The following is a 24,272-nucleotide window of genomic DNA, read 5'->3' as shown; positions in this document are numbered from 1 at the left end:
CTCTTCAATTAAAAGTTTTTTTGTTTGAAGTAAACTTCAAACGTGCTCAATGAATTCTGATTTTGTCTGTTTCTACTTTTTCAAAAAAGTAAAATCAAAACGAATTGACTATGTTAGTCACTCAGTTCAGTTGAGACTCTAAATTTTTGTGCGTCATTCAGTAAACTGAAATTCGCTGTTAGAACTCAATCTGCACGAGTGCCCACACAGATGATTGCTTCATATTTTTAAAGAACAGAATAACTAACCCTGGTTAGTTACCGCAGCCTTGCTGCGAAGTGGAGCGCCATATTAACCGCTTCACTTTTAAAGTCAACTAGAAAATTTAATTTTTCTTAATTAAGCTTTCCGTTTGGCTTTCTCTTCACTTGGCTCGTTGCTTTTCAGCGTTCTACTTCGTAGCGAGCACCCCGTGTCGGTGGATGCGCATTATAGGGAAATCGAAACTCAGCGCAACCCCTTTTTTGAAGAAAAGTGAGAAAAACGGTGCGTTCGAATGAAATTAAAACAAACAGCTCAAATTAAGCACAAAACTTAGACTTTCAGCACCAGAAAAAGAGCACAAGCAAAGATATTGTGCTCCTTTGATACCCCAGTCTCTGTGGCTGCGAGCTATTCGCGGTGCCATTTGAGCGCTTTGTTTCTTTAAATCAGATACGTGCCACACACAGATATTACTTCATCCTTGTAGCTCAAGGATTATCGACTCTATTCCAGAAGCACTTTCTTGAATTTGAACGTGTGTCCAGCATCCAGGTATATCGACAGTTACTGTCATAGCTATATCGGCCTACATCGATTTTATATGGGCCAAATGATATGTCCTGTAAAGACTGAAAGCGGCCATTGTAGAGTAATGAAAAGTGCAAATGTGGACCCGTTGAAGATCCGCCCTGGCACAGAGCAATATTTTTCTGGCTGGCGTAAGTGCCTATACGCTGGTTCTTATCGACCCAGTCGCCATCTCTTACTGTTATACCATCCATATGGTAGTAATTAGTCGCCCATCCATCCGGATGAGTCACCCTCAACTGACAGCGGGAAAAGACCGACACCTGACCATCATGAGCCGCAGCCACACTGTAAGTTTGTCCGCCCCAGCCCGGCCAGTCATAAGCTACATCGATTGACGACAATGGATAACCGGAACCTGTATGTGAATGAGGGCCATTAGGTGTCCAGTTATATCCTGCCCGCCAGGGCCACTGCATATCCGGTATGGCCGTTACAGCACGCTCAGTAGACTGGATGGGCTTACCAAACCAGCTGATATAGCGACTCTGCCACTTCACCGCCTGCTCTTTATCGCTGAATGAAGAAGCAATCGCATAGGACGCCGCATTCATTCCCTGTACACTTTGATCATGAAAATGATAAAACAACTGGGATAGACGATTGGCTATCGACTTTACTTCCTGCTGGTAAATACTCAGTGATGATGCTGACACTTCACTCGTTGGCGACCAGTTATGAGACTCCGCTAACGTCGTCAGTATGATCCGTGGGTCGACACCAAACGCAGCACTCCAGTGCAAAAGCGCTTCCTCTAAAGGCTGCCACTGAGCGTGTGCAGAAAAATAATCGGACATCTGAAACGGATACGCTATCGGACGATAAACAAAATTATCATCTTGTAGCCAATCCAGTGTGTACTTATCAGAAATATTAGCAGCATCGTATTTGCCGATATCAATGTCCGGCATTAGTGAGTGTGAAAAGCCGTTGAAGCTCACAGACAGAGCCAGCAAACTTAGTAGTGTTTTCATTATTCCTTCCTTCTGAACTGAATAGCCGATAAGACCGGTTCAACAACTCATAGACAGAGCCAAGTTTCCAGTTGGAACTCCGTGGTGCGAAATAATGCGACTCTAAGGCAGTGTCTCAGAGGAGATTCGTCAAAACAGCCAGTCACACCTAAGCGTGTACAACTACCAGTAACCTATCAGCGTACATTAGCCACTGCTAAGGTAAAAATAGTGTTTATATTGTTAAAAAACAAATTGCAACTTTACTAGGGAGGGATGTGGCTATAAAGGTGATTAAGTGTCAGCTAAAGCTTTAATGGGCACAAGTTCACAAGCCAGTATGACAGCTCTGAAATATGGAGACGCACGTAGCTGCTCTTCAGCCTCTATATTACGCCTATTTTTATTTACAACAATTCACCTTTGGGCTGTTCAAGCCCCTATACAACTTACTCTTTATTAGACACAATGGCGCGAAATTCATTCAAAAATAAGGAAAGTAATGAAAAGGTTAGGCTTAGCTGTATTAGCGGTACTTTCAACAACCGCATTTGCCTCTGAAGAAACCCAAAGCCCTTGGGCGTTATCTGCAACGGTTGGTTACACCATGGGTGGCGACACAATTGGTACGCTCAACTATGAAGATGATAGCAGCGACAGTATTAAGGCCGGAGATGGCTTTATCCTGGGTGGTGCGTTAAATTATTCACTCAATCAACAGTTTGATATTCGCTTTAATGCCGCATATCACTTCGATTCTGCGAACGCAAAAAATGGTGATGTGACCTTTAGCCGCTTTGCGCTCGAAACAATCCCCTATTACAAAATCAACGAGCAGTTTAAATTCGGTCTGGGTGCAGGCTTAGATATGGCTGTTGAACTAGATAATGACTTTGCTGATGATGCTGAATTCGATAATGCAGGCAAACTCATCCTGTCTGGGATGTACTCATTCGAAAGTTTCAATGCCAGCCTGGAGCTTAGATACAGTGTCGTAGAGTACGAACTGTCAAACTTCGCTGGTTACAGCTATAGCGACGCCCCAAAAATGGATGGTAACCACCTAGGCTTGTTGTTCCACTGGAATTTTTAATAGATAAATACCAATACCTATTTAGACGGACAACTATCCTTTAGATGTAGAAAAGCCGGGCAATGCCCGGCTTTTCTGTGTCTTAACTAGTAAGACTTACTCTGCAGACTGCGCGTCTTCTTGAACTTCTTCAGTCGCAACTGGGCGATCTAGTAGTTCAATGTAAGCCATTGGCGCGTTGTCACCTGCACGGAAGCCACACTTCAGAATACGAGTGTAACCACCTGGACGATCCGCAAAACGAGGACCGATCTCAGAGAACAATTTACCAACTACTTCTTTATCACGCGTGCGAGCAAACGCTAAACGACGGTTTGCTACGCTGTCAGTCTTAGCCAGTGTGATTAAAGGTTCAATTACACGGCGCAACTCTTTCGCTTTAGGCAAAGTTGTTTTGATGATTTCGTGCTTCACCAAAGAACCAGCCATGTTGCTGAACATCGCTTTGCGATGGCTGCTGTTACGGTTTAATTGACGACCACTCTTACGATGGCGCATGACCCTATCCTTCTAACTAAACTAATATAGTAACTTAGATTACTCAGCCAGACTTGCAGGTGGCCAGTTTTCCAGGCGCATGCCCAGAGAAAGACCACGTGAAGCTAGCACGTCTTTAATTTCAGTCAGAGACTTCTTACCAAGGTTTGGTGTTTTCAGAAGCTCAACTTCAGTACGCTGTACTAAGTCACCGATATATTGAATTTGCTCGGCTTTCAGACAGTTCGCAGAACGTACAGTTAGCTCTAAGTCATCGACTGGACGAAGCAGAATAGGATCGAACTCTGGCTTCTCTTCTTTTTCTTCCGGCTCAGAAACATCACGTAAGTCTACGAATGCTTCTAGCTGCTCAGCAAGAATAGTAGACGCACGACGGATCGCTTCTTCAGGATCCAAAGTGCCGTTCGTTTCCATATCGATGATTAGTTTGTCTAAGTCTGTGCGTTGCTCAACACGAGCTGACTCAACCGAGTACGCAATACGCTCAACCGGGCTGAATGATGCATCAAGCAGCAAACGGCCGATTGGACGCTCATCGTCATCAGAGGATAAACGACTAGACGCCGGTACATAACCGCGACCACGCTCAACGCGAATGCGCATGCTGATCTCACTATTGTCAGCCGTAAGGTGACAGATCACATGCTCAGGGTTGGCAATAGTCACGTCTCCGTCGTGCTGGATATCAGCCGCAGTCACAGGGCCTACACCAGACTTAGTCAGGGTAAGGAAAACTTCATCTTTACCTTCTAGAGATACTGCCAGACCTTTTAGGTTCAACAGAATTTCAATGATGTCTTCTTGTACGCCTTCTTTCGCGCTGTACTCGTGCAATACACCGTCAATTTCAACTTCTGTCACAGCACAACCAGGCATAGATGAAAGAAGTATACGACGTAGAGCATTGCCTAGTGTGTGGCCGAAACCACGCTCTAGAGGCTCTAAAACTACTTTAGAACGCGTTGAGCTTACAGCGTCGATATCGACTAATCTTGGTTTTAGGAATTCGGTTACAGAACCCTGCATTTTATCCTCTCTTAACTCTTAACTTTACTTCGAGTAAAGTTCGACGATTAGTTGTTCGTTAATGTCCGCAGACAGATCAGAACGCTCTGGTAGGCGCTTGAAAGTACCTTCCATTTTTGAACCGTCAACTTCAATCCAAGTTGGCTTTTCGCGTTGCTCAGCCAACTCTAGAGCAGCGATGATACGCGCTTGCTTTTTAGACTTCTCGCGAATTACTACCACGTCTTCTGGAGTAACTACGAAAGAAGGGATATTAACAACACGACCATTAACCATAATCGCTTTGTGGCTTACTAGCTGACGCGCTTCAGCACGTGTGCTTGCAAAACCCATGCGATATACAACATTGTCCAGACGTTGCTCTAGAAGCTGAAGCAGGTTTTCACCTGTGTTGCCTTTAAGGCGAGCAGCTTCTTTGTAGTAGTTACGGAATTGCTTTTCAAGTACACCGTAGATACGACGAACTTTTTGCTTTTCACGTAGCTGTAGACCGTAGTCAGATAGACGACCTTTACGTGCGCCGTGCTGACCAGGTGCTGTTTCTAGTTTACACTTAGAGTCAATAGCTCTTACGCCGCTTTTAAGGAACAGGTCAGTACCTTCACGACGACTCAGCTTGAGCTTAGGGCCCAAATATCTTGCCATGTTCTTTCTCCTAACCTATTAATTATACGCGACGTTTCTTCGGTGGACGACAACCATTATGTGGGATTGGCGTCACGTCAGTGATGTTTGTGATACGGAAACCAGCAGCATTCAATGCACGAACAGCAGACTCACGGCCTGGACCTGGACCTTTGATGAATACTTCTAGGTTCTTAAGACCGTACTCTTGAGCAGCAGTACCTGCACGCTCCGCAGCAACCTGTGCAGCGAAAGGAGTAGACTTACGAGAACCACGGAAACCTGAACCACCTGCAGTCGCCCAAGAAAGAGCATTGCCTTGACGGTCAGTGATGGTCACAATCGTGTTGTTGAAAGATGCATGAACGTGAGCCATGCCGTCAACAACCTGCTTTTTGACCTTTTTACGACGAATTGGTGCTTTTGCCATAACTTACCCCACCTTATTTCTTGATAGGCTTGCGAGGACCCTTACGAGTACGCGCGTTAGTCTTAGTACGCTGACCACGTAGTGGAAGCGAACGACGGTGACGTAAGCCACGGAAACAACCAAGGTCCATAAGACGCTTGATGTTTAGTGTAACTTCACGACGAAGATCACCTTCAACAGTGTACTTGCCAACTTCTTCACGAAGGATGTCAAGAGTTTCGTCGTTTAAATCGCCGATTTTAGTAGTTTCAGCGATACCTGTCGCAGCTAAGATAGCCTTAGCGCGAGTTTTACCTACACCATAGATGCTTGTTAAACCGATAACAGCATGCTTATGATCAGGAACGTTAATGCCTGCGATACGGGCCACTAACATATCTCCTATAAATAAACCTGATTATCATCTTGCTGGAAAGCCCGTATAGGATACCCAACCGACATTCAGGTTTTACCAATGAAACAGGCTAAGTAGATTACTTAGCCTGCACGACTAGATTTCTTAGCCTTGCCTTTGCTTGTGCTTAGGCTCACTGCAGATCACGCGTACCACACCGGCACGTTTGATAACTTTACAGTTACGGCAGATTTTCTTAACGGAAGCACGTACTTTCATTACTCAACTCCGTAAACAGACCTTAGCGGCCGTAGCCTTTAAGGTTCGCTTTTTTCAGCACAGAATCATACTGATGAGACATCAGATGGGTCTGTACTTGTGCCATAAAGTCCATGATAACCACAACGATAATCAAGATTGATGTACCGCCGAAGTAGAACGGCGTTTGCCACGCCATGGTCATAAACTCGGGCACCAGACAGATAAAGGTAATATACAACGCACCGGCCAAAGTCAGGCGTGTCATTACTTTATCAATGTATTTAGATGTCTGCTCACCTGGGCGAATGCCTGGAATAAATGCGCCAGATTTCTTCAGGTTGTCTGCTGTCTCACGCGGGTTAAATACCAACGCAGTGTAGAAGAAGCAGAAGAAGATAATCGCTGCTGCAAGTACCATCGCATACAGAGGCTGACCAGGAGTCAACACTGCAGAGACGGCTTGTAAGAAGTCAGCAACTGGACCTTCACCTTGACCGAACCAGCTTGCAATTGTACCAGGGAACAAAATGATGCTGCTAGCAAAGATTGGTGGAATAACACCCGCCATGTTTACTTTCAATGGTAAATGCGTGCTCTGCGCTGCGAAGACCTGACGGCCTTGCTGACGTTTTGCGTAGTTAACAACGATACGACGTTGACCACGCTCAAAGAACACTACCAAATAAGTTACAGCGAATACGATTACCGCAATCACAACCAAAGCTAATACGTTCAGATCACCTTGACGCGCCATTTCTGCTGTCGAACCGATTGCAGACGGCAGGTTAGCTACAATACCAACAAAAATCAGAACCGAGATACCGTTACCAATACCGCGTTCTGTGATTTGTTCGCCCAGCCACATCAGGAACATAGTACCGGTTACTAAGCTCACCACAGCGGTGAAGTAGAAACCGAAACCAGGATTCACAACCAACCCATCCATCATATTAGGAAGGTTAGTGGCAATACCGATAGACTGGAATGTAGCAAGCACAAGCGTACCATAACGCGTGTACTGACTGATCTTCTTACGACCTTGCTCACCTTCTTTCTTAAGCTCTATCATCGCAGGATGTATGTGCGTTAATAGCTGCATAATAATTGAAGCTGAGATATAGGGCATAATACCCAGCGCGAGTACCGAGGCACGCTCAAGCGCACCACCGCTGAACATGTTGAACATTTCAACAATGGTGCCCTTTTGTTGCTCGAAGAATTCGGCAAGTACGGCGGCATCAATCCCAGGGATCGGCACGAACGAACCTAAACGGTAAATAATGATAGCACCCAATACAAACAGTAGTCGGCGCTTCAGTTCCGCTAGCCCACTCTGTGCGCTTTGCATATCTTGACCTGGTTTAGCCATAGTGTACTTCCTTAGTCTTCTACCTTGCCTCCGGCAGCTTCGATAGCTTCGCGAGCACCTTTAGACACTTTGATGCCTTTAACGGTAACTGCGCGTGAAACTTCGCCAGATTTAACAACTTTTACGAACTGGATGTTCTTTTTAACGATACCAGCTGCTTGTAACGCGTTTACGTCTACCACATCGCCTTCAACTTTAGCGATTTCGTATAGGTTAACTTCTGTAGATACTAGTGATTTACGAGAAGTGAAACCGAACTTAGGCAGACGACGTTGCATAGGCATTTGACCGCCTTCGAAACCAACGCGTACTTTACCGCCTGAGCGTGATTTTTGACCTTTGTGACCACGACCACCAGTCTTACCAAGACCAGAACCGATACCACGGCCAACACGCTTACCAGCTGTCTTTGCACCAGCAGCAGGTGAAAGTGTATTCAAATGCATCGAATTAACCCTCTACCTTAACCATGTAAGAAACTTGGTTGATCATACCGCGAACTGCTGGCGTATCTTCTAGCTCAACAGTGTGGTTGATACGACGTAAACCAAGGCCACGTAATGTAGCTTTATGCTTCGGTAAACGACCGATTGAGCTACGTACTTGAGTTACTTTTACTGTGTTTGCCATGGTGTCTTACCCCAAAATTTCGTCAACGCTAAGACCACGTTTAGCAGCAATGCCTTCTGGAGAATTCATGTTCTCTAGAGCGGCAACTGTTGCACGAACGATGTTGATCGGGTTAGTAGAACCGTATGCTTTTGAAAGTACGTTCTGCACACCAGCAACTTCTAGTACTGCACGCATCGCACCACCGGCGATGATACCTGTACCTTCTGATGCAGGCTGCATGTATACTTTAGAACCAGCATGGCGACCCTTGATAGGGTGCTGCAAAGTATGACCGTTAAGGTCTACTGAGATCATGTTACGACGTGCTTTTTCCATTGCTTTTTGAATAGCAGCTGGAACTTCACGTGCTTTACCGTAACCGAAACCTACTTTACCTGCGCCGTCACCAACTACAGTCAGTGCTGTGAAGCTAAAGATACGACCACCTTTAACTACTTTAGACACACGGTTTACCGCGATTAGCTTTTCAGCCAATTCAGGCTGTTGTGCTTTTGCTTCTACGTTAGCCATTGTCTACTCCTAGAATTGCAGACCGGCTTCACGCGCTGCATCAGCAAGCGCCTTCACACGGCCGTGATATTTAAAGCCACTGCGATCAAAAGCGATTTTTTCAACGCCTTTGTCAGCTACGCGCTCAGCGATTGCTTTACCAACTGCTTGAGCCGCTTCGATGTTGCCTGTGCCTTTAACTGTTTCAGCAATTGCTTTTTCAACAGTAGAAGCAGCAGCCAGCACATTACCCTCAGCGTTGATCACTTGAGCGTAAATGTGACGTGGCGTGCGGTGGATAACAAGGCGAGTTGTGCCCTGTTCGATAATATTTCTACGAGTGCGCTTAGCACGACGTAGACGAGCTGTTTTCTTATCCATCGTCTTACCTTACTTCTTCTTAGCCTCTTTACGACGCACGTATTCGTCAGCATAACGTACACCTTTACCTTTATAAGGCTCTGGCTCACGGTATGAACGAATGTTCGCAGCAGTTTGACCAACAAGCTGCTTATCTGCGCCCTTAACAACAATTTCAGTCTGGCTTGGAGCTTCGATAGTGATACCCTCAGGGATCTCGAAGTTCACTGGGTGAGAGAAGCCAAGAGTTAAGTCTAATACTTTACCCTTAACTGCCGCACGGTAACCAACACCTACTAGTTGTAGTTTCTTCTCAAAACCTTCGTTAGCACCGATGATCATGTTGTTGATCAACGCACGTGCAGTACCTGCTTGAGCCCAAGCATTAGCAACTTCACGTGGAGCTGTAGTGATAACGTTGTCGTTAAGTGAAACTTCAACCGCATCGTTGATCGTGCGAGTTAATTCACCATTTTTGCCTTTAACTTTGATGTCCTGGCCGTTAACTGTAACTTCAACACCGGCAGGAACAGTAATAGGAGCCTTCGCTATACGAGACATAGTTCCCCTCCGATTAAGCTACAAAGCCAATGATTTCACCACCAACACCAGCGTTACGCGCAGCGCGGTCTGTCATCAGGCCTTTAGAAGTTGATACGATAGCGATACCTAGACCACCCATTACCTTAGGTAATTCGTCACGTTTCTTATAGATACGTAGACCAGGGCGGCTAACACGCTGGATGTTTTCGATAACAGCTTTGCCTTCGAAGTACTTAAGTTCGATAGTCAATTCTGCTTTAACGTCACCAGATACTGCGAAGTCACTGATGTAACCTTCGTCTTTTAGTACCTTAGCAATAGCTACTTTCAGCTTTGAAGTTGGCATAGTTACAGATACCTTCTTCGCAGTCTGACCGTTACGGATGCGTGTAAACAAATCCGCAATTGGATCTTGCAAGCTCATGTCTTACTCCCGTGATTCTATTACCAACTAGCCTTTTTAAGGCCAGGAATTTCACCGCGCATAGCAGCTTCGCGTACTTTAATACGGCTCATGCCGAACTTGCGAAGGTAACCATGTGGGCGGCCCGTGATGTTACAACGATTACGTTGACGTGAAGGGCTAGAATCGCGTGGTAAAGACTGTAGCTTTAACACTGCATCCCAACGCTCATCATCAGATGCGTTAACATCGCTGATGATAGCTTTTAACGCAGCACGCTTTTCAGCATACTGAGCAACTAATTTAGCACGTTTTACGTCACGTGCTTTCATTGAATTCTTTGCCATAACCCTACCCTTACTTTTTGAATGGGAAGTTGAACGCTTCTAACAACGCACGGCCTTCGTCATCTGTTTTCGCAGAAGTAGTGATTGTGATGTCCATACCGCGAACACGGTCGACTTTATCATAATCGATTTCTGGGAAGATGATTTGCTCACGTACGCCCATAGAATAGTTACCGCGACCGTCAAAAGACTTTGCGCTAACACCGCGGAAGTCACGAATACGTGGCATCGCGATAGAGACTAAACGCTCTAGGAAATCCCACATACGCTCGCCGCGTAGGGTTACTTTACAGCCAATAGGGTAACCTTCACGGATCTTAAAGCCAGCAACAGATTTGCGTGCTTTAGTTACCAGAGGCTTCTGACCAGAGATAGCTTCTAGGTCTGCTACTGCATTCTCTAGAATCTTCTTGTCAGCTAGGGCTTCGCCCACACCCATATTTAGTGTGATCTTTTCGATCTGAGGGACTTGCATGACAGAGCTGTAACCGAACTTTTCGAAAAGTTCTTTTACTACTTTGTCTTTGTACACTTCATGCAGTTTCGCCATCGTCTACTCCAACTATTAGATAGTTTTACCAGTAGACTTGAAGAAACGGACTTTTTTACCGTCTTCAAATCTAAAACCTACACGATCAGCTTTGCCAGTTTCGGCATTGAAGATCGCGACATTAGATACGTCGATAGACGCTTCTTTCTCAACAATGCCGCCAGCTTGCTGTAGTTGTGGTACAGGCTTCTGGTGCTTTTTGATGATATTGATGCCTTCGACAAATACTCGACCAGTATCAGTTACAACTGAAAGCACTTTACCGCGCTTACCTTTGTCTTTACCGGCTAGTACGATTACTTCGTCATCACGACGGATTTTTGCTGCCATGATCGACTCCTTATAGTACTTCTGGTGCTAGTGAAACGATCTTCATGAACTTCTCAGTACGTAGTTCACGAGTCACAGGGCCGAAGATACGAGTTCCGATCGGCTGTAGGTTATCGTTAAGGATAACAGCAGCATTACTGTCGAAACGGATCAAAGAACCGTCTGGACGACGAACGCCTTTTTTGGTGCGCACGACTACTGCGTTTTTAACATCACCTTTCTTCACTTTACCGCGAGGAATCGCTTCTTTAACAGAAACTTTAATGATGTCGCCAACCGCTGCGTAGCGACGGTGCGAACCACCTAAGACTTTAATACACTGCACTTTGCGAGCGCCGCTGTTATCAGCAACGTCCAGCTGAGTTTGCATTTGGATCATCTTGATGAGCTCCGGTGTAATTACAACTCGCCTAGATTTTGTTTAAAACCTAAGCATTTAGATTAATTTCCACTCAAATTACGAACGCGTCGTGCTTCAAGGGCGGGCAATTGTAACAGCAAAGCAGCGCTAAAGATAGTTCAATTTTTAATTAATTTGACCGGGCCGCTGCGCCGAACTTGCATTAAAACAGGGATATGGGGACAAACCAAACGTTCACAAGTCAGACTGACAAACTAATTATGCAAATGTGGCGCAAAGACCAAGATGATAACTGCCTATCAGCGAACAAAAAACAGGCTACTTAGGCTGTTTTCGGTGCATTTTTATGTAGTGAGACACTTTATCGACGGTTTCCAGCCAAAAGCCATTTTTTGGCTCTTTTAGATAATGAATTAATTGTGACAGTACCTCGGCATTGACACTGTAAAGGCCATTTTCGCCCACATCGTGGCCCGCCAGGATGATCCATTTGTTGTCCTCACGAAGCGCTTCTATCATCGTTTTCAACTCCTCAAAGCCCATACCATCCATACGTATTCCGGTCAGCTGGGCAAAATCAAGGTAGGTCGGATTATTCGCGGTTTCATCGAGCCAGGTGCGCCCGGAGCTGAAATGTTTGGCTATCAGAGGCACATAGCTTTTCACCTGAACGCCGCGACCCACAAAGGTATTACCGCAGGGATAGGCAAAGCTTTGCGCAATCACACCCAGTTGGGTTTTCAAAAACTGGTTGGTTTTAAGAATGTCCTGTTCCAGCCAGTCAAGGTCAATCTGCTCCAGCCCTTTGTCCTGCGCTCTCAGCCAGGCGAAGTTGCCTGTACACAGATGAGAGTGGGTATGATTGCCCAATTCATGCCCCGCAGCCACCACTTTGCGCCAGTCTTTTATTCGCTCTCGCACAGGATCTGGCATCACATAGAAAGTGCCCCTGACACCGTGTTTATTCAAAATAGGCACTGCTATATCCAGCTGACTGACTCGTGCATCATCAAACGTCAGGCTCACCGCATTGCGAGCCCCATGAGGGTAATGGAAAACGTCGCCCGCCTGTTTGTCTGAGTCACTGTGCGTGTCAGCATGAACCAAAGGGAGGGCCAGAGTGCAGCTTAGCAGGGTAAGCAGTGTGAAGATTTTTGTCATGGATTGCTCCGGGAAAAGGTATAAGAAGGTCTAATTCAGGTGCTCAGTGTGGCCAAGCCTAGAGAATGACGCCACTTAAGGTTTTCTGAACAAAGCTTATGACGGGCTTAGCACTTTGAGTTTAATGAAGAAAAAAACCGGGCCAGACGGCCCGGTCGGAGGTCTTTAAATGCCGGGTTATCCGCCAAAGAACCCTTTCAGTTTGTCTTTTAGCTTATCTTTTACGGCATCTTTGGCTTTGTCTTTCGCCGCGCCACTCAGGTCCAGTTTAGTTTCCACCTTGTGGAACGGACCCTTAATTCTGACCGGCACTTTAAAGCCGGTGCTGTCATCCTGGCTTTGCTGGCCCTCTATGGTGTCTACGATTCCGGTTACAACCCGATAATTCACATAAGTTTTGGGTAAGTCGACTTCTCCTTCTCCGGTAATACGGATCAACGGACTTGCCAGATTCAGGTCACGGTTACGGCCAACGCCGTTAAGAAACTGAAAGCTGCCAGTCAGTGCAGAGAAGTCCGTTTTCTGGTTTGGGTCAAAGTCGGCATTCAGCCCTTCAGAGACAGATGAAAAATCCCCTTTAAGTATTTCTTTGCCTTTACGCACCATTTCGGCCAGATTGGCGCCTTTGACACCGCCGTCTTTAAACTCAAACGCCAACTCCCCGGCCAGCGCCGAGACAAACTGTTTCTGGCTGACGCCTCGGGTTTCCAGATCCCAGTTCAGGCTGCCTTTACCCAGCACCTTATCGAAACCAATGGCATCGGTCAGCAGTGGCTCAGCATTGATGCTGTTGAGTGCGAAATTAGTGGTAATTTGATACGGCTTAGCCGCGGCGTTGACATGAACGACCCCTTTGCCACTGCCCTCATAGGCCGCAAATTTGTCCATCGACAGCTTAGCCTTGCCTTTGTTCAGCACCACGGAAAACTGGTTCTCGCCCAATTTAATCTCTCTGGCGCGCAGGCCATTGGAGCGGATCACGACGCTGGCGTCGAGCATATTGAGTGCCGATAAATCAATTTCGCTGTCATCCCAGACGATCGGCTGCGGCTCACCCGGTGTACCCTCCGGCTGCTCCGGTGCCTCCACGGGCTCTGGTAAATAAGGATTAAGGTCCAGCATGCCCAGGTCCACATTGGCATCGACGTGCAAGCGTTCACCCAGTTTAATCTCACTGCGGCCCTGAATATCAAGTTTATCCAGTTTGGCCGTTAATGACTGCAATGCGAATACGTCATTGGCAAAACGCATTTCGCCGGCCACTTCAAACTGATTAAAGGCCTCGGGCTTGGCCTTTAAATCGACCTTTTGCCATTGCGCAATGTCTTTTACTGAATCACCGGACAGCTTCAATGCACCGCTAAAAACTTGGCCCTGCTGTGCAATCAGACCATCAAAGGTCATATTTACCAGCCGTGATTGCAGCGCCTGTGAAAAACTAAAGTCTTTGCTTTCTATGGCCTTAGCTGGCGTATCGACAGCCATTTTGAGGGCAAACGTTTCCCCCTGAAAGGTCACCTTACCATCCAGCTCCAGCGCCTTATACAAAGAAGGCAGCGTGATAGTCAGTGCCAAGTCGGAAACTGTATGACGTGCCCCTGAGGTGGCGTCTGCATAGATCAGCTCACCGCCATAAATGGCCACCTCACCCAGTGCAATGTCAAAGCCTTGTGGCAATGATACCGGGCCCGATGCAGGCTTGGCCTGCTCAGCAGGCTGTTCTGGCGCTGCGCCCTTGCCCAACGCCAATACCCAGTTGGCCTGGCCTGCGGCATTTTTCTCCAGCAGAATTTTCGGGTTGCGGATCACAAACTGCTCCAGCTGAAACTCGCCGGAAAACAGCGACACCCAGGGAATATGCACGGCCAGCTGGTCCATGGTCAGCATATGAGGTTGGCTGCCGCCCGGCATATTTTCAAAGCGCACATCATTAAGGGTAATATTCAGGCGCGGCAGAATACTGAGCTCACTGTCGCCTGCAATTTGCAACTTGCGCCCGGTATTCGCCTCAACCTGCTGCTCCAGCTGCGCAATGATGGTCGAAGTCGGGATCAGCATTGGCGCCACCACAACAGTAATCACCAGTAACAGCACCAGAGCACCGACCAGTTTGAGTACGCGTTTCATAACTCTTCCTTTATAAATGATCTATGACTCATTCTATGATAGCGATCTGGTTGATAAATTCACCTTCAGCCCGGAAGATTTTTCAATCCGCCCTATCTCGCATTGCACTTGTGGGAGATCCCGGTATGATCCACGCCCTTGTCAGTTTTGCCGACCTTTCGCTAAACTGAATAGTCTGAATTTAACCCTCTAGTTGGAGAACCGCTGCGACATGAAGAAGCTGCTCATTTCACCGTCGAATATGGCTTTGGGCGAACAAGAAAGTCAGATCTACCAGAACATCCTGAAACAGGCGACCGAGATCAGCCTTAACCTGATGGCCGTCAAGGTCGAAAATCATCCGGAAGACTTTCTGGGGTGGTGCTATGAGTTACTGGACGTAGCCAAAAACCGCATTAATTTTGAACTGCTTGACGATCACCAGTTGCCTATCGTGAAGAAGCTTCAGGATATGCTGATCAGTGCCATCAGCTTTTTGCAGCTAAAAACCTTACGTATTGCGCCCTGGCCTGTGATCTGCGAATTCATTCGTCAACGTGAGACCGAGCTGGCACTGGACGAGCAGCTGAAGCTGATTGACTACCTGGCTCCACTGCGCGCCACACCGTTACAAGAGATGATCAGCGAAGACCGCCTGGCGTTCAGTGGCAAACATGCCGCCAGTCTGGATACCGGTGTATATCAGTTCGATGTCGAATGGTTTGCCTCAACCAAAAGTGCCAAAGGGTTCCACCAGTTACTCGCCGATTTACCAGGTGAGTTCGATACGGCGCTGGCTCACATCCCACTGGAAGGTGAGGTTACAGCGCAGCATTATCAGGAGTTTGTCGTGGCTTACCTGATGGCATTCAGTCACAGCGATGAAAAACCCACTCTGGCGCCCGCCACTCGCCTGCTGGCGATGCGCCGCCCGGATGTGTTCACGCCGCTGGTCAACAGCAAGCTGGATCCCCTGTGTCAGGCATTGGGCATTGCAAAACTGACCAACCGGGACTTTGAGCGTTACTGGCAGGATGTTGTGGTCGCCATCAACAAGATGCCCTGGTTTGCAACGGGCAGCGCCGCTGACGAGCTTGAAACCAGGCTGAGTGCCATTAAAGCTTTACTGCCGTGCTTCTTCTATTATGCAGACAAAGACACGCCGCAAAGCTCCAACTATTACAAATTGCTTAATAAACCAAAGCGGACCACAAGCAGTGGCGGGACTAAAACCACGCGTCGCAGCAAAGAGTCGGCAGAAACTCTGGTTGACCGCGCTTTGAGTGATGAGAGCATCCCGGAGCATATCCGTGCTAAGCGCGACTCTATTATCGCTGAAGTCGAAAAAGGCCGCAGTGTCGATGAGACCATTTCACTGATGCGCGCCATCTTCGGTTAATCGCTCAGAGACGATTATCAGGCAGCCAACGATACTGCCTGATAATTGTGCAATATCAGCAAGCCATGCACCAGCGACGTGCGTGCGCGCTCCCACTTCAATCTACCCCCCAACATTCAAAAACAAAATATACCCATATAAATCAAAGCATTAAAATTTAAAAGCGCATTTTTTCAAGGCTGGCTTAGCCATTGCAACCTCGTGTACGACAACAACTTTGTGCTCCAGAGGACGCTACATGAATAATAAATACTCACTTTTTTGTGCAATCTCACTGCTGTTCACCCACGCGCAGGCATTCGCCGACAGCCCCAGCTCTGTCAGCGCCAATGTCGCCGCCAGCTCCAATTATTTCTGGCGCGGTATTACCCAATCGGATGATGGTGCCGCCATTTCGGGCGGGCTGGATTACGACAGCGGCAAAGGCTTTTACATTGGTACCTGGGCATCCAACGTGGATTTTGGTGATGCCGCCAGCACCAGCTATGAACTGGATCTCTATGCAGGCTTCAGTGGCGAGTACAATCAGCTCAGTTACGACCTGGGCTATATCCATTATGCCTATCCGGATGCGGCCGGGGATATCGACTTTGGTGAACTGTACGCCTCACTCGGCTGGCAGTTTTTCACCGTGAAGCTTAGCCACCTGACCACAGCGCAGGACGACTCAACCAGCGAAGAAGATATGTTGTATCTGGAGCTCAATGCCGCGTTTGCGGTGTTTTCAGAATCTGAGTTGGGCCTGCATATCGGCCGCTCCAGTGGTGATACCGTTATGGAATGGACCGGTGAGGATGACAGCTATATGGATTATGGTGTCAGTTTAAGCACCGGAGGGCTCACGCTGGGACTAGTCAAAACAGACCTTGATGCCGATGATGACATCAAGGCCTATGTGAGTTACGCGCTGGACTTTACGCTCTGAGTCCGGCTGCTACTCATTTAAGGCACACTATGGCCGGTCGATGCCTGCCAGATACGATACCATTGCTCGCGGGATAAGGTCAGCGTACGTGCCGCCACGGCCGTACGTACCCGCTCAATGTTACCCGTGCCCAGCACCACAGAGGGCTTGCTTGGGTGCATCAGCAACCAGGCATAGATCACCGCATCGATGCCGCTGGCACCCACTTCTTCTGCCACCTCACTCAAGCAAGCACGTAAACGCACCGCTTTGTCATCTTGTGCTGCGAAGATACGCCCACCCGCCAGCGGTGACCACAGCATGGGGTGAATACGCAGCTGCTGACACTGATCTAAAGTGCCATCATCCAGGGCCTTAAGCTCATAAGGTGAAAACTCTATCTGGTTGGTGATCAGGTTAAAGTCTAAGCGAGATTGCAGCAGGCTCAGCTGCGAAGGGGTAAAATTCGACACTCCAAAGTGCAGTACATCACCCTGTTGTTTGAGTGTGTTAAACGCATCAGCCACTTCGTCGGCATCCATCAGATAGTCGGGACGATGGATCAGCAATGTATCGATGCGATCTGTGCCAAAGTGCTTTAAAGACTGCTGCACCGAGGCAATGATATGGGCTTTGCTTGAGTCATAGTGATTGGCTTTGCCCGCCAGTCCCTTACTTGCCAGAGCCGGACGAATGCCGCATTTGGTGATGATACGGATCTGCTCACGGACCGACGGCTCTAATGCCAGTGCACGACCAAAAGCCGCTTCGCATTCATACTGGCCATAGATATCGGCGTGATCGGTGTCACGTATACCCAGCTCTGTCAGTTGCTTTACAAACTCTAAAGTCTGAGCCGGGCTGTGCTGCCAGTCCAGTAAACGCCAGAACCCGGCGACCAGATCGCCCATTACCTTGTGTGTCATAAAATCGTGCCTATGGTTGAACTTACTCGTTTTGCTTTCTCTGTGGCCAGTTCACAGCTTTCATCACGCGCCAGTGCAACCCCCATACGGCGTCGACCTGCCACTTCAGGTTTGCCAAACAGACGCAAATCGGTGTCGGCTTCACAAAGGGCCTCGGCGACCTGAGTAAAACTCAGTTGCTGTGACGTGCCGTCGACCAGTATAACACTGGATGCCGACGGGCCGTGACACTGAATATTAGGAATAGGCAATCCCAGAATAGCCCGCACATGGAGGGCAAATTCACTCAGGTCCTGAGAGATCAGGGTCACCATGCCGGTGTCATGAGGACGCGGAGACACTTCGCTGAAATACACCTCATCGTTCTTAATAAACAGCTCAACCCCGAACAAGCCCCGGCCACCCAGCGCTTCGGTGATCTGCTCGGCCATGGCTTTGGCGCGCGATAAGGCCAGCTCAGACATGGCTTGCGGCTGCCAGCTTTGCTGATAGTCACCATCCTGTTGGACATGGCCAATTGGCTCGCAGAAACTGGTGCCATCAATATGGCGAATGGTCAGCAGGGTAATTTCATAGTCAAAGTCGACAAAGCCTTCAACAATCACTCTGCCCTGACCGGCACGCCCGCCCTGCTGTGCGTATTCCCAGGCGGCGTTGAGGTCGGCCTCAGTGCGCACCACACTCTGCCCCTTACCTGAAGAGCTCATAATCGGTTTCACCACACAGGGCATGCCAATTTCGCCAACCGCCGCGATAAACGCCTGTTGGGTATCAACAAAACGATAAGGCGACGTCGCCAGCCCCAGCTCTTCGGCGGCCAGCCGGCGGATCCCCTCACGATTCATGGTCAGTTGCGTGGCTCTGGCGCTGGGGACCACGGTAAAGCCCTGCTGCTCCAGCGTCACCAATGTGTCGGTCGCGATTGCTTCGATCTCTGGCACAATATAATCGGGTTTTTCCTGCTCTATAATTGCAGCCAGTTTATCACCGTCCAGCATCGACAAGGTGTAACTGCGGTCGGCAACCTGCATGGCGGGCGCGTGTTCATAGCGGTCCAGCACCACCACCTCAGCACCCAGGCGTTTAAACTCAATCACCACTTCCTTGCCCAGCTCCCCGCCACCACATAACAACACCTTACACGCGGTCGCACTAAACGGCGTACCCAACTGTTTAATTTTCATGATTTATTCCTAAGTAACGATGAGTTTCAAGTATGCACTACAAAATAACATAAATTGCAATACCGAAAGCACAAAAAAAAGCGTGAAAATATCCAAATAAAAACAATAAAGACACAATTTGTACACAGTTGGGATACATAATTCACGCGCAACCAAGTTGAACATGTTAGCGAAGGACTAGAAGACGTGAACACGAAGCATTTTTCAGACAGTGGTATGCCACCACTGGCAATGACTCTCTCACAAGTTTATGGCAATTTTGCGGATCGAACTGCACTTATTTATGAAAATAATCATATCAGCTATCAGGAATTAGCGCAGCGAGTCGCGTTTCTTGCCGGACATATTCGCCAGCAACTTCCTGAACAGGCACAAGCCGCGCCTTCTTCTCAATACATTGCACTCTATCATGAGCGCGGCATTGATATGGTCGTCAGTATGTTGGCCGTTCTGCACTGCGGATTTGGCTATATTCCTATTTCCACCGATGCCCCGGCGCAGCGGACGCAATTCATTTTACAGGACAGCCAGCCTGCGCTGATCCTGACCCACAGCGACCTTAGTAAAGCAGACGCCATTGCGGGCCGCGCTGTGCTCTGCGTTGACAAGCTCAGCACACAAGATGGGCTCGATACTGCCCCCGCCCAAACGCAAGATGCGGTAGGGTACGTGATTTATACCTCAGGGACAACCGGACAGCCGAAAGGAGTGCAGATCCCCGCACAGAATATTTTACACCTGGCCGATGCGCATATCGACTGGTTCAACACAGGGCAATATCAGCGCGCCTTGTTGTTTGCCTCGTATATCTTTGACGCCAGTGTGTTCGAACTGTTTGTTCATTTATTACTGGGCCAGAGCGTGTATATCGCCAGCGAACACGAGCGCACCGATGCGCAGGCGCTGAGCACCCTGGTACAGCAAAATGACATCGAATTTGCTTCCATCCCGCCTGCGCTGCTGGCCTTGATCCCGCCGCAGCAACTCAGTGCACTGAAGTGCCTGATAGTCGCAGGTGAGACGCCGAATGTGGCTATGCTCGAAGCCTACAGCCAGATCACTGCAATTTATAATGGTTATGGCCCGACAGAAAACACGGTTGCCACCAGTTTGCATCGCTTTGCGCCACAAGACAGCGAATTAAACATTGGCCAGCCACTGAACGATACCCGGCTATATGTGCTGGACCCTCAGCTAAATCCTTGCCCACAGGGCGAAGTGGGGGAGCTCTATATTAGTGGCCCACGTCTGGCGCTGGGCTATTTGAACCGGGACGACCTGACCCAGAGCCGCTTTATCGCCAACCCTTTTTACGACCCTCAGCGCGATCCGGCGGGTTTCAGCCGCTTATATAAGACGGGTGACTTGGCTTCTTTTGATGGTCAGGAATACCACTTTGCCGGTCGTGATGATGGCCAGGTTAAGCTACGTGGCTTTCGCATTGAGCTTGAGGAAATCGAACAAACCATTGCGACTTTGGATAGCGTCAAACTGGTCAGCTGCGTGATCAAACAACAGGGGAATCGTCGCTTACTCGCCGCCTATGTCGTGGCACAGGACAGCGACGCTGAGCAGACTCAGCACATCGCCACTCACCTTAGCCGTACCCTGCCAGATTATATGCAGCCCGACCTGATAGTACTGCTCGACAAGTTACCGATGACGGAAAATGGCAAAACCGATAAGCGTGCACTGGCGGCCCTGCCTGTTGAGGTCGAACACACTCACATGGATGCCCAGTTATCTCATACTCAGCAGGTATTTTTAAGCCTGATGCAAGGCTATTGCCCGGCTGAGCTGCACTGGCACAGCGACTACTTTGAGCAAGGTGGCGACTCTATTTCTGCTATCCGTATCGCCAATGAAGTTCAGCAGCAACTTAATCTGCACCTGGACACTCAGCTGATTTACCGACTGCGCACCCCGGCGCAGATCTGGCAAGCCCTGTTGACTCATAACGTCCGCCCGCCTGCTGCCATTACACATCGCCCGGCGCACCACCAGCACACGGCGCCTCTGTCGGCGCAACAAAGTGGATTATGGTTTTTAGCGCGTCAGGCACCGGACAACCTTGCCTATCACTCGGTCAGCCGACTGACGCTAAACGGTGCCCTGGCGCCATCCAGATTGCATGCGGCGCTCAGCACGCTGGTTCAGCGCCATGAAATTTATCGCACGTCGTTTGATTTGCACGAACCGCTTCAGCATATCCACCCGGACTATGTGCCTGAACTGCCGCTGCTGGATTACAGTGAACTGAGCGAAGCCGAAGCCGAGTCGCAGCTGACGCAGCAGCTAAATCAGCTGAATGCCCCGTTTAAGCTCGACAGCCTGCCACTGGCGCGCTGGACGCTGGTGAAGCTAAGTGATCAAAAACATGTGCTGCTTCAAGTCGAGCACCATCTGATCCACGATGGCTGGTCGGCCAATCAGTTTGCAAGCCAGTTACTGGCCCTGTATGCCCAGCTGGAAAATGGCGAAGCCCCTGCCGCCCAGCCAAACCAGATCCAGTATGCCGATTACGCCTGTCATCAGGTACAGTGGCTCAGCGGCGAGCAGGCACAGCAGCAGCGCATGTACTGGCAAACCCAGTTAGAGTCAGCGCCGCCACGCATTAACTTACCCGTTTCTCAGCTGGCGCAGGATGTACCTGTCAGTGCAGGTACTCATCAAATTGAGCTGCCCAGAGCACAGTGGCAACAGCTACAACAGTTTTGTCAGCGCAACCAGGTCACGCCGTTTTCTGCCACTTTGGCCACATTATATCTGGTACTGTCGCGCTTTAGCGGCGATGAGGATATCTGTATTGGCTCGGCACTGGCAAACCGGGCGCACCCGCAACTGGAAACCACACTGGGTATGCTGGTCAACACTGTGGTGCACCGCCTGCAAAGCGCGCCTCAGACGACCATTGATGAGCTGATCCAGCAAAGCTTTGAAGTATGCAGCGAAGCACAGGCAAACCAGGCACTGCCTTTCCCGGCGCTGGTTGATGCCTTGAATGTGCCGCGCATCCCCGGTGTGAACCCGCTGTTTCAGGTGTGCTTTACCTTTCAGGATACGCCGCTACCGACGCAGCATCAGGATATCTTTACGCATATTGCGCTGGAGCACGGTGCACCGGCTCAGGATACCAAGTTCGAGTTAAACATTGCCCTGCAGGATATCCACAGTCAGGATCCGGCGCGTCCGGTTGTCATGCAGTGGGAGTATGACCGCAGCCGCTATGATCTGTGGTTTGTTGAGTCCATGGCCAATAACTTTGCCCACCTGCTGGCGCAACTGGTGAACTGCACCTCGCAATCCGAACTGATGCAACCGCTAAGTGCGCTGGCACCTGCGGCAACGCTGCCTGAGCCGCTTACCACGCCACTGTATTCAGAGCAGAGTCTGACAGACTTATTTGCTCAGCAGGCGCAGCGCCACCCCGACAATACCGCCCTGCTCACCACAACGGGCACCATGAGTTACGATCAATTGGCACGCCGGGCCAACCAACTGGCCCAATGGCTGGTTGAACAGAATATGAGCGGCCAGTTTGTCGGCTTATATTTACCACCGGGCCCAGATACGCTGGTCGCCATTCTCGGGGTCTTAAAAGCGGGCGCCGCCTATGTGCCTTTATCGACCCGGGCACCGGCCAGCCGCAATGGGTTTATTCTCGACGATGCCGAAGTGCAGGTGGTTATCAGTTATCGTGAACTGAGCGATAAACTGGGTGCTCCACAGCTGACGTATCTGCTGCTCGACGACGAGGCAACACTGCACGGCTATCCGGACACGCCGCCCGCATGCAATGTCAAAGGCGCCGATCCGGCCTATGTTATTTATACCTCTGGCACCACGGGCAAGCCTAAAGGTGTTGTGCAAACCCATGGCAATGTTGCGCGCCTACTCAGTGCTGCCGAGCAGCATTTTAGTTTTTCAGAGCAAGACACCTGGGTGCTGTACCATGACTATATCTTTGACTTCAGTGTCTGGGAGATCTGGGGCGCGCTGGCCTATGGCGGCAAGCTGTTTATTCCCGACTATCTGGAGATCCGCGACAGCATGCAGTTTGTCGGGCAATGTCAGCAATATGGCGTCACCGTACTGAACCAGACGCCCAGCGCATTCTATACCTTTGCCGATATCGCCAGCACGGCTCAGGTGCCACTCAGTACCCTGCGCTATGTGATCTTTGGTGGCGAGCAGCTCAACTACAGTAAGCTGGCCCCCTGGTGGCAACACTATGGTGACCGTATCACGCTGGTCAACATGTATGGCATTACTGAGACCACAGTGCATGTTACCGCCCTGACCCTGAGCGCAGCCATGCCACGTCATATTGCCGATATCGGCAAGCCATTGTCTGACATGCAGGCGCTGGTACTGGATGAACAGCATCGGCCTGTGCCGCTGGGCTGCCCAGGCGAGCTGTATATTACCGGAGCGGGCCTGGCAAGCGGCTATCTCAATCGCGAAACACTGAGTGCCGAGCGCTTCTTTACACTCACCACCGGCGGGCGTCAGTGTCGAGTGTATCGCACCGGCGATAAGGCGCGGCTACTGCCAACCGGACATCTGGAATATCTGGGCAGACTGGACGACCAGGTGAAGATCCGTGGCCACCGCATAGAGCTGGGCGAGATAGAAGCACAACTGCTGACCTTCAGTGAAATCTCTAAGGCCTGCGTACTGACCTATGACAATCAGGGTCAAACGGCACTGGTGGGATATATCGTCACCACCGGCAGTACGCAAGACTGCGAAGCGCTGCGTCAGCGCCTGGGCACACGCCTGCCCAGCTATATGATCCCGGATCAGTTGATTGCACTGGATGCCCTGCCGCTGACGGTCAATGGCAAGTTGGATAAAAAGGCGCTGCCTGCCCCCAGCCTGACACCTCAGGGCGGCTATGTGGCACCCGAAACCCCATTACAACAGCAACTCTGCGCGCTCTGGCAGCAGGTGCTCGGCGTCAGCCAGGTTGGCATTCAGGATGACTTTTTCCAGCTCGGTGGCAACTCCATTCTGGCCGTTAAGCTGGTACGCGAAGCACAGGAGTCCTTGCAGCTGGCCATCCCGTTATCGGCCCTGCTGAGTTACCCCAATATTGCCACTCTGGCAGAGCACCTGGGCAGCACTCAGGTAAACACCATAGTTCGTTCACAGCATGCAACACAGACCAGCGCGAAGCAGGTCATGGAGCTTTAA

General features: G+C 49.5%; 26 protein-coding genes. 4 read left to right on the top strand and 22 right to left on the bottom strand.

Translation table 11 applies throughout. The features are described from left to right. Positions 1–692: 692 nt before the first annotated feature. Positions 693–1,766 carry a M23 family metallopeptidase gene (locus C3B51_RS19155; RefSeq protein ID WP_125721216.1) on the bottom strand — a complete coding sequence of 358 codons (1,074 nt, stop codon included), beginning with the start codon at positions 1,764–1,766 and terminating at the stop codon, positions 693–695. 481 nt (positions 1,767–2,247) lie between these two features. Between C3B51_RS19155 and C3B51_RS19150 the strand changes: the two genes are divergently transcribed. Further along, positions 2,248–2,838 (top strand): hypothetical protein, encoded by a 591-nt coding sequence (locus C3B51_RS19150; protein ID WP_130246071.1) that lies wholly within the window; start codon positions 2,248–2,250, stop codon positions 2,836–2,838. Positions 2,839–2,934: 96 nt separating this feature from the next. Here the strand turns inward: C3B51_RS19150 and rplQ are convergent, their stop codons facing one another. The 19 genes from rplQ to C3B51_RS19055 form a co-directional block, all read right to left on the bottom strand. Beyond that, positions 2,935–3,336 (bottom strand): 50S ribosomal protein L17, encoded by a 402-nt coding sequence (gene rplQ / locus C3B51_RS19145; RefSeq protein ID WP_010386932.1) that lies wholly within the window; start codon positions 3,334–3,336, stop codon positions 2,935–2,937. Between the two features lie 39 nt (positions 3,337–3,375). Next, complete coding sequence (locus C3B51_RS19140; RefSeq protein WP_010386933.1) at positions 3,376–4,362, bottom strand: DNA-directed RNA polymerase subunit alpha; 987 nt, start codon at positions 4,360–4,362, stop codon at positions 3,376–3,378. Between the two features lie 24 nt (positions 4,363–4,386). Next, positions 4,387–5,007 (bottom strand): 30S ribosomal protein S4, encoded by a 621-nt coding sequence (gene rpsD, locus C3B51_RS19135; protein WP_046006900.1) that lies wholly within the window; start codon positions 5,005–5,007, stop codon positions 4,387–4,389. A 22-nt stretch (positions 5,008–5,029) separates the two neighbouring features. Beyond that, positions 5,030–5,416 (bottom strand): 30S ribosomal protein S11, encoded by a 387-nt coding sequence (gene rpsK / locus C3B51_RS19130; RefSeq protein ID WP_010386935.1) that lies wholly within the window; start codon positions 5,414–5,416, stop codon positions 5,030–5,032. A 13-nt stretch (positions 5,417–5,429) separates the two neighbouring features. Then, positions 5,430–5,786, bottom strand: coding sequence for a 30S ribosomal protein S13 (gene rpsM / locus C3B51_RS19125; RefSeq protein ID WP_010386936.1), 357 nt, complete (start codon positions 5,784–5,786; stop codon positions 5,430–5,432). A gap of 129 nt (positions 5,787–5,915) precedes the next feature. Further along, positions 5,916–6,029 carry a 50S ribosomal protein L36 gene (rpmJ, locus tag C3B51_RS19120; RefSeq protein WP_002959476.1) on the bottom strand — a complete coding sequence of 38 codons (114 nt, stop codon included), beginning with the start codon at positions 6,027–6,029 and terminating at the stop codon, positions 5,916–5,918. 22 nt (positions 6,030–6,051) lie between these two features. Then, a complete protein-coding gene (gene secY / locus C3B51_RS19115) occupies positions 6,052–7,380 on the bottom strand; it encodes a preprotein translocase subunit SecY (protein WP_046006901.1) in 1,329 nt (442 codons plus the stop codon). Positions 7,381–7,391: 11 nt separating this feature from the next. Further along, positions 7,392–7,826: a 50S ribosomal protein L15 gene (rplO, locus tag C3B51_RS19110; RefSeq protein ID WP_046006902.1), complete on the bottom strand. Its 435-nt coding sequence runs from the start codon at positions 7,824–7,826 to the stop codon at positions 7,392–7,394. Between the two features lie 4 nt (positions 7,827–7,830). Next, positions 7,831–8,010, bottom strand: coding sequence for a 50S ribosomal protein L30 (rpmD, locus tag C3B51_RS19105; protein ID WP_010378276.1), 180 nt, complete (start codon positions 8,008–8,010; stop codon positions 7,831–7,833). Positions 8,011–8,016: 6 nt separating this feature from the next. After that, a complete protein-coding gene (gene rpsE, locus C3B51_RS19100) occupies positions 8,017–8,523 on the bottom strand; it encodes a 30S ribosomal protein S5 (protein ID WP_046006903.1) in 507 nt (168 codons plus the stop codon). 9 nt (positions 8,524–8,532) lie between these two features. After that, positions 8,533–8,883: a 50S ribosomal protein L18 gene (gene rplR / locus C3B51_RS19095; RefSeq protein WP_130246070.1), complete on the bottom strand. Its 351-nt coding sequence runs from the start codon at positions 8,881–8,883 to the stop codon at positions 8,533–8,535. Positions 8,884–8,892: 9 nt separating this feature from the next. Further along, positions 8,893–9,423 (bottom strand): 50S ribosomal protein L6, encoded by a 531-nt coding sequence (gene rplF / locus C3B51_RS19090; RefSeq protein ID WP_125721220.1) that lies wholly within the window; start codon positions 9,421–9,423, stop codon positions 8,893–8,895. A gap of 13 nt (positions 9,424–9,436) precedes the next feature. Next, positions 9,437–9,829, bottom strand: a complete 393-nt coding sequence (rpsH, locus tag C3B51_RS19085; RefSeq protein WP_130246069.1) for a 30S ribosomal protein S8 — start codon at positions 9,827–9,829, stop codon at positions 9,437–9,439. A gap of 20 nt (positions 9,830–9,849) precedes the next feature. Beyond that, the gene (rpsN, locus tag C3B51_RS19080; protein WP_010386944.1) at positions 9,850–10,155 is read right to left on the bottom strand and encodes a 30S ribosomal protein S14; all 306 of its coding nucleotides are present in this window, start codon (positions 10,153–10,155) and stop codon (positions 9,850–9,852) included. A 10-nt stretch (positions 10,156–10,165) separates the two neighbouring features. Continuing rightward, entirely contained in the window at positions 10,166–10,705 is a 540-nt protein-coding gene (gene rplE, locus C3B51_RS19075) for a 50S ribosomal protein L5 (protein ID WP_010386945.1), read from the bottom strand. 15 nt (positions 10,706–10,720) lie between these two features. Then, the gene (gene rplX / locus C3B51_RS19070; protein ID WP_054017615.1) at positions 10,721–11,035 is read right to left on the bottom strand and encodes a 50S ribosomal protein L24; all 315 of its coding nucleotides are present in this window, start codon (positions 11,033–11,035) and stop codon (positions 10,721–10,723) included. 10 nt (positions 11,036–11,045) lie between these two features. Continuing rightward, positions 11,046–11,414 carry a 50S ribosomal protein L14 gene (rplN, locus tag C3B51_RS19065; protein ID WP_010378257.1) on the bottom strand — a complete coding sequence of 123 codons (369 nt, stop codon included), beginning with the start codon at positions 11,412–11,414 and terminating at the stop codon, positions 11,046–11,048. A gap of 300 nt (positions 11,415–11,714) precedes the next feature. Further along, positions 11,715–12,557 (bottom strand): polysaccharide deacetylase family protein, encoded by an 843-nt coding sequence (locus tag C3B51_RS19060; RefSeq protein WP_130246068.1) that lies wholly within the window; start codon positions 12,555–12,557, stop codon positions 11,715–11,717. Between the two features lie 177 nt (positions 12,558–12,734). Then, positions 12,735–14,684 carry an AsmA family protein gene (locus C3B51_RS19055; protein WP_130246067.1) on the bottom strand — a complete coding sequence of 650 codons (1,950 nt, stop codon included), beginning with the start codon at positions 14,682–14,684 and terminating at the stop codon, positions 12,735–12,737. Between the two features lie 211 nt (positions 14,685–14,895). Between C3B51_RS19055 and C3B51_RS19050 the strand changes: the two genes are divergently transcribed. Next, positions 14,896–16,062, top strand: a complete 1,167-nt coding sequence (locus tag C3B51_RS19050; RefSeq protein WP_130246066.1) for a hypothetical protein — start codon at positions 14,896–14,898, stop codon at positions 16,060–16,062. A 238-nt stretch (positions 16,063–16,300) separates the two neighbouring features. Further along, on the top strand, positions 16,301–16,987 hold the full coding sequence (locus tag C3B51_RS19045; protein ID WP_130246065.1) for a TorF family putative porin: 687 nt from the start codon (positions 16,301–16,303) through the stop codon (positions 16,985–16,987). A gap of 17 nt (positions 16,988–17,004) precedes the next feature. Here the strand turns inward: C3B51_RS19045 and C3B51_RS19040 are convergent, their stop codons facing one another. Both C3B51_RS19040 and purT read right to left on the bottom strand, forming a co-directional pair. After that, positions 17,005–17,892, bottom strand: a complete 888-nt coding sequence (locus tag C3B51_RS19040) for an aldo/keto reductase (RefSeq protein ID WP_130246064.1) — start codon at positions 17,890–17,892, stop codon at positions 17,005–17,007. Continuing rightward, entirely contained in the window at positions 17,889–19,076 is a 1,188-nt protein-coding gene (gene purT, locus C3B51_RS19035; RefSeq protein ID WP_125721232.1) for a formate-dependent phosphoribosylglycinamide formyltransferase, read from the bottom strand. Before purT ends, C3B51_RS19040 begins: the two co-directional genes overlap by 4 nt. Before the next feature lie 186 nt (positions 19,077–19,262). Between purT and C3B51_RS19030 the strand changes: the two genes are divergently transcribed. Then, a complete protein-coding gene (locus tag C3B51_RS19030) occupies positions 19,263–24,272 on the top strand; it encodes a non-ribosomal peptide synthetase (protein WP_130246063.1) in 5,010 nt (1,669 codons plus the stop codon).

It is taken from the genome of Pseudoalteromonas rubra, from assembly GCF_004212645.1.
GTDB lineage: Bacteria > Pseudomonadota > Gammaproteobacteria > Enterobacterales > Alteromonadaceae > Pseudoalteromonas > Pseudoalteromonas rubra_G.
Note: the sequence above shows the minus strand (reverse complement) of the source record. Positions and strands in the feature narration are given on the sequence as shown.

Coding starts and splice junctions, on each gene's coding strand:
- C3B51_RS19155 (WP_125721216.1), bottom strand. CDS start 1,766: ATGAAAACACTACTAAGTTTGCTGGCTCTGTCTGTGAGCTTCAACGGC.
- C3B51_RS19150 (WP_130246071.1), top strand. CDS start 2,248: ATGAAAAGGTTAGGCTTAGCTGTATTAGCGGTACTTTCAACAACCGCA.
- rplQ (WP_010386932.1), bottom strand. CDS start 3,336: ATGCGCCATCGTAAGAGTGGTCGTCAATTAAACCGTAACAGCAGCCAT.
- C3B51_RS19140 (WP_010386933.1), bottom strand. CDS start 4,362: ATGCAGGGTTCTGTAACCGAATTCCTAAAACCAAGATTAGTCGATATC.
- rpsD (WP_046006900.1), bottom strand. CDS start 5,007: ATGGCAAGATATTTGGGCCCTAAGCTCAAGCTGAGTCGTCGTGAAGGT.
- rpsK (WP_010386935.1), bottom strand. CDS start 5,416: ATGGCAAAAGCACCAATTCGTCGTAAAAAGGTCAAAAAGCAGGTTGTT.
- rpmJ (WP_002959476.1), bottom strand. CDS start 6,029: ATGAAAGTACGTGCTTCCGTTAAGAAAATCTGCCGTAACTGTAAAGTT.
- secY (WP_046006901.1), bottom strand. CDS start 7,380: ATGGCTAAACCAGGTCAAGATATGCAAAGCGCACAGAGTGGGCTAGCG.
- rplO (WP_046006902.1), bottom strand. CDS start 7,826: ATGCATTTGAATACACTTTCACCTGCTGCTGGTGCAAAGACAGCTGGT.
- rpmD (WP_010378276.1), bottom strand. CDS start 8,010: ATGGCAAACACAGTAAAAGTAACTCAAGTACGTAGCTCAATCGGTCGT.
- rpsE (WP_046006903.1), bottom strand. CDS start 8,523: ATGGCTAACGTAGAAGCAAAAGCACAACAGCCTGAATTGGCTGAAAAG.
- rplR (WP_130246070.1), bottom strand. CDS start 8,883: ATGGATAAGAAAACAGCTCGTCTACGTCGTGCTAAGCGCACTCGTAGA.
- rplF (WP_125721220.1), bottom strand. CDS start 9,423: ATGTCTCGTATAGCGAAGGCTCCTATTACTGTTCCTGCCGGTGTTGAA.
- rpsH (WP_130246069.1), bottom strand. CDS start 9,829: ATGAGCTTGCAAGATCCAATTGCGGATTTGTTTACACGCATCCGTAAC.
- rpsN (WP_010386944.1), bottom strand. CDS start 10,155: ATGGCAAAGAATTCAATGAAAGCACGTGACGTAAAACGTGCTAAATTA.
- rplE (WP_010386945.1), bottom strand. CDS start 10,705: ATGGCGAAACTGCATGAAGTGTACAAAGACAAAGTAGTAAAAGAACTT.
- rplX (WP_054017615.1), bottom strand. CDS start 11,035: ATGGCAGCAAAAATCCGTCGTGATGACGAAGTAATCGTACTAGCCGGT.
- rplN (WP_010378257.1), bottom strand. CDS start 11,414: ATGATCCAAATGCAAACTCAGCTGGACGTTGCTGATAACAGCGGCGCT.
- C3B51_RS19060 (WP_130246068.1), bottom strand. CDS start 12,557: ATGACAAAAATCTTCACACTGCTTACCCTGCTAAGCTGCACTCTGGCC.
- C3B51_RS19055 (WP_130246067.1), bottom strand. CDS start 14,684: ATGAAACGCGTACTCAAACTGGTCGGTGCTCTGGTGCTGTTACTGGTG.
- C3B51_RS19050 (WP_130246066.1), top strand. CDS start 14,896: ATGAAGAAGCTGCTCATTTCACCGTCGAATATGGCTTTGGGCGAACAA.
- C3B51_RS19045 (WP_130246065.1), top strand. CDS start 16,301: ATGAATAATAAATACTCACTTTTTTGTGCAATCTCACTGCTGTTCACC.
- C3B51_RS19040 (WP_130246064.1), bottom strand. CDS start 17,892: ATGACACACAAGGTAATGGGCGATCTGGTCGCCGGGTTCTGGCGTTTA.
- purT (WP_125721232.1), bottom strand. CDS start 19,076: ATGAAAATTAAACAGTTGGGTACGCCGTTTAGTGCGACCGCGTGTAAG.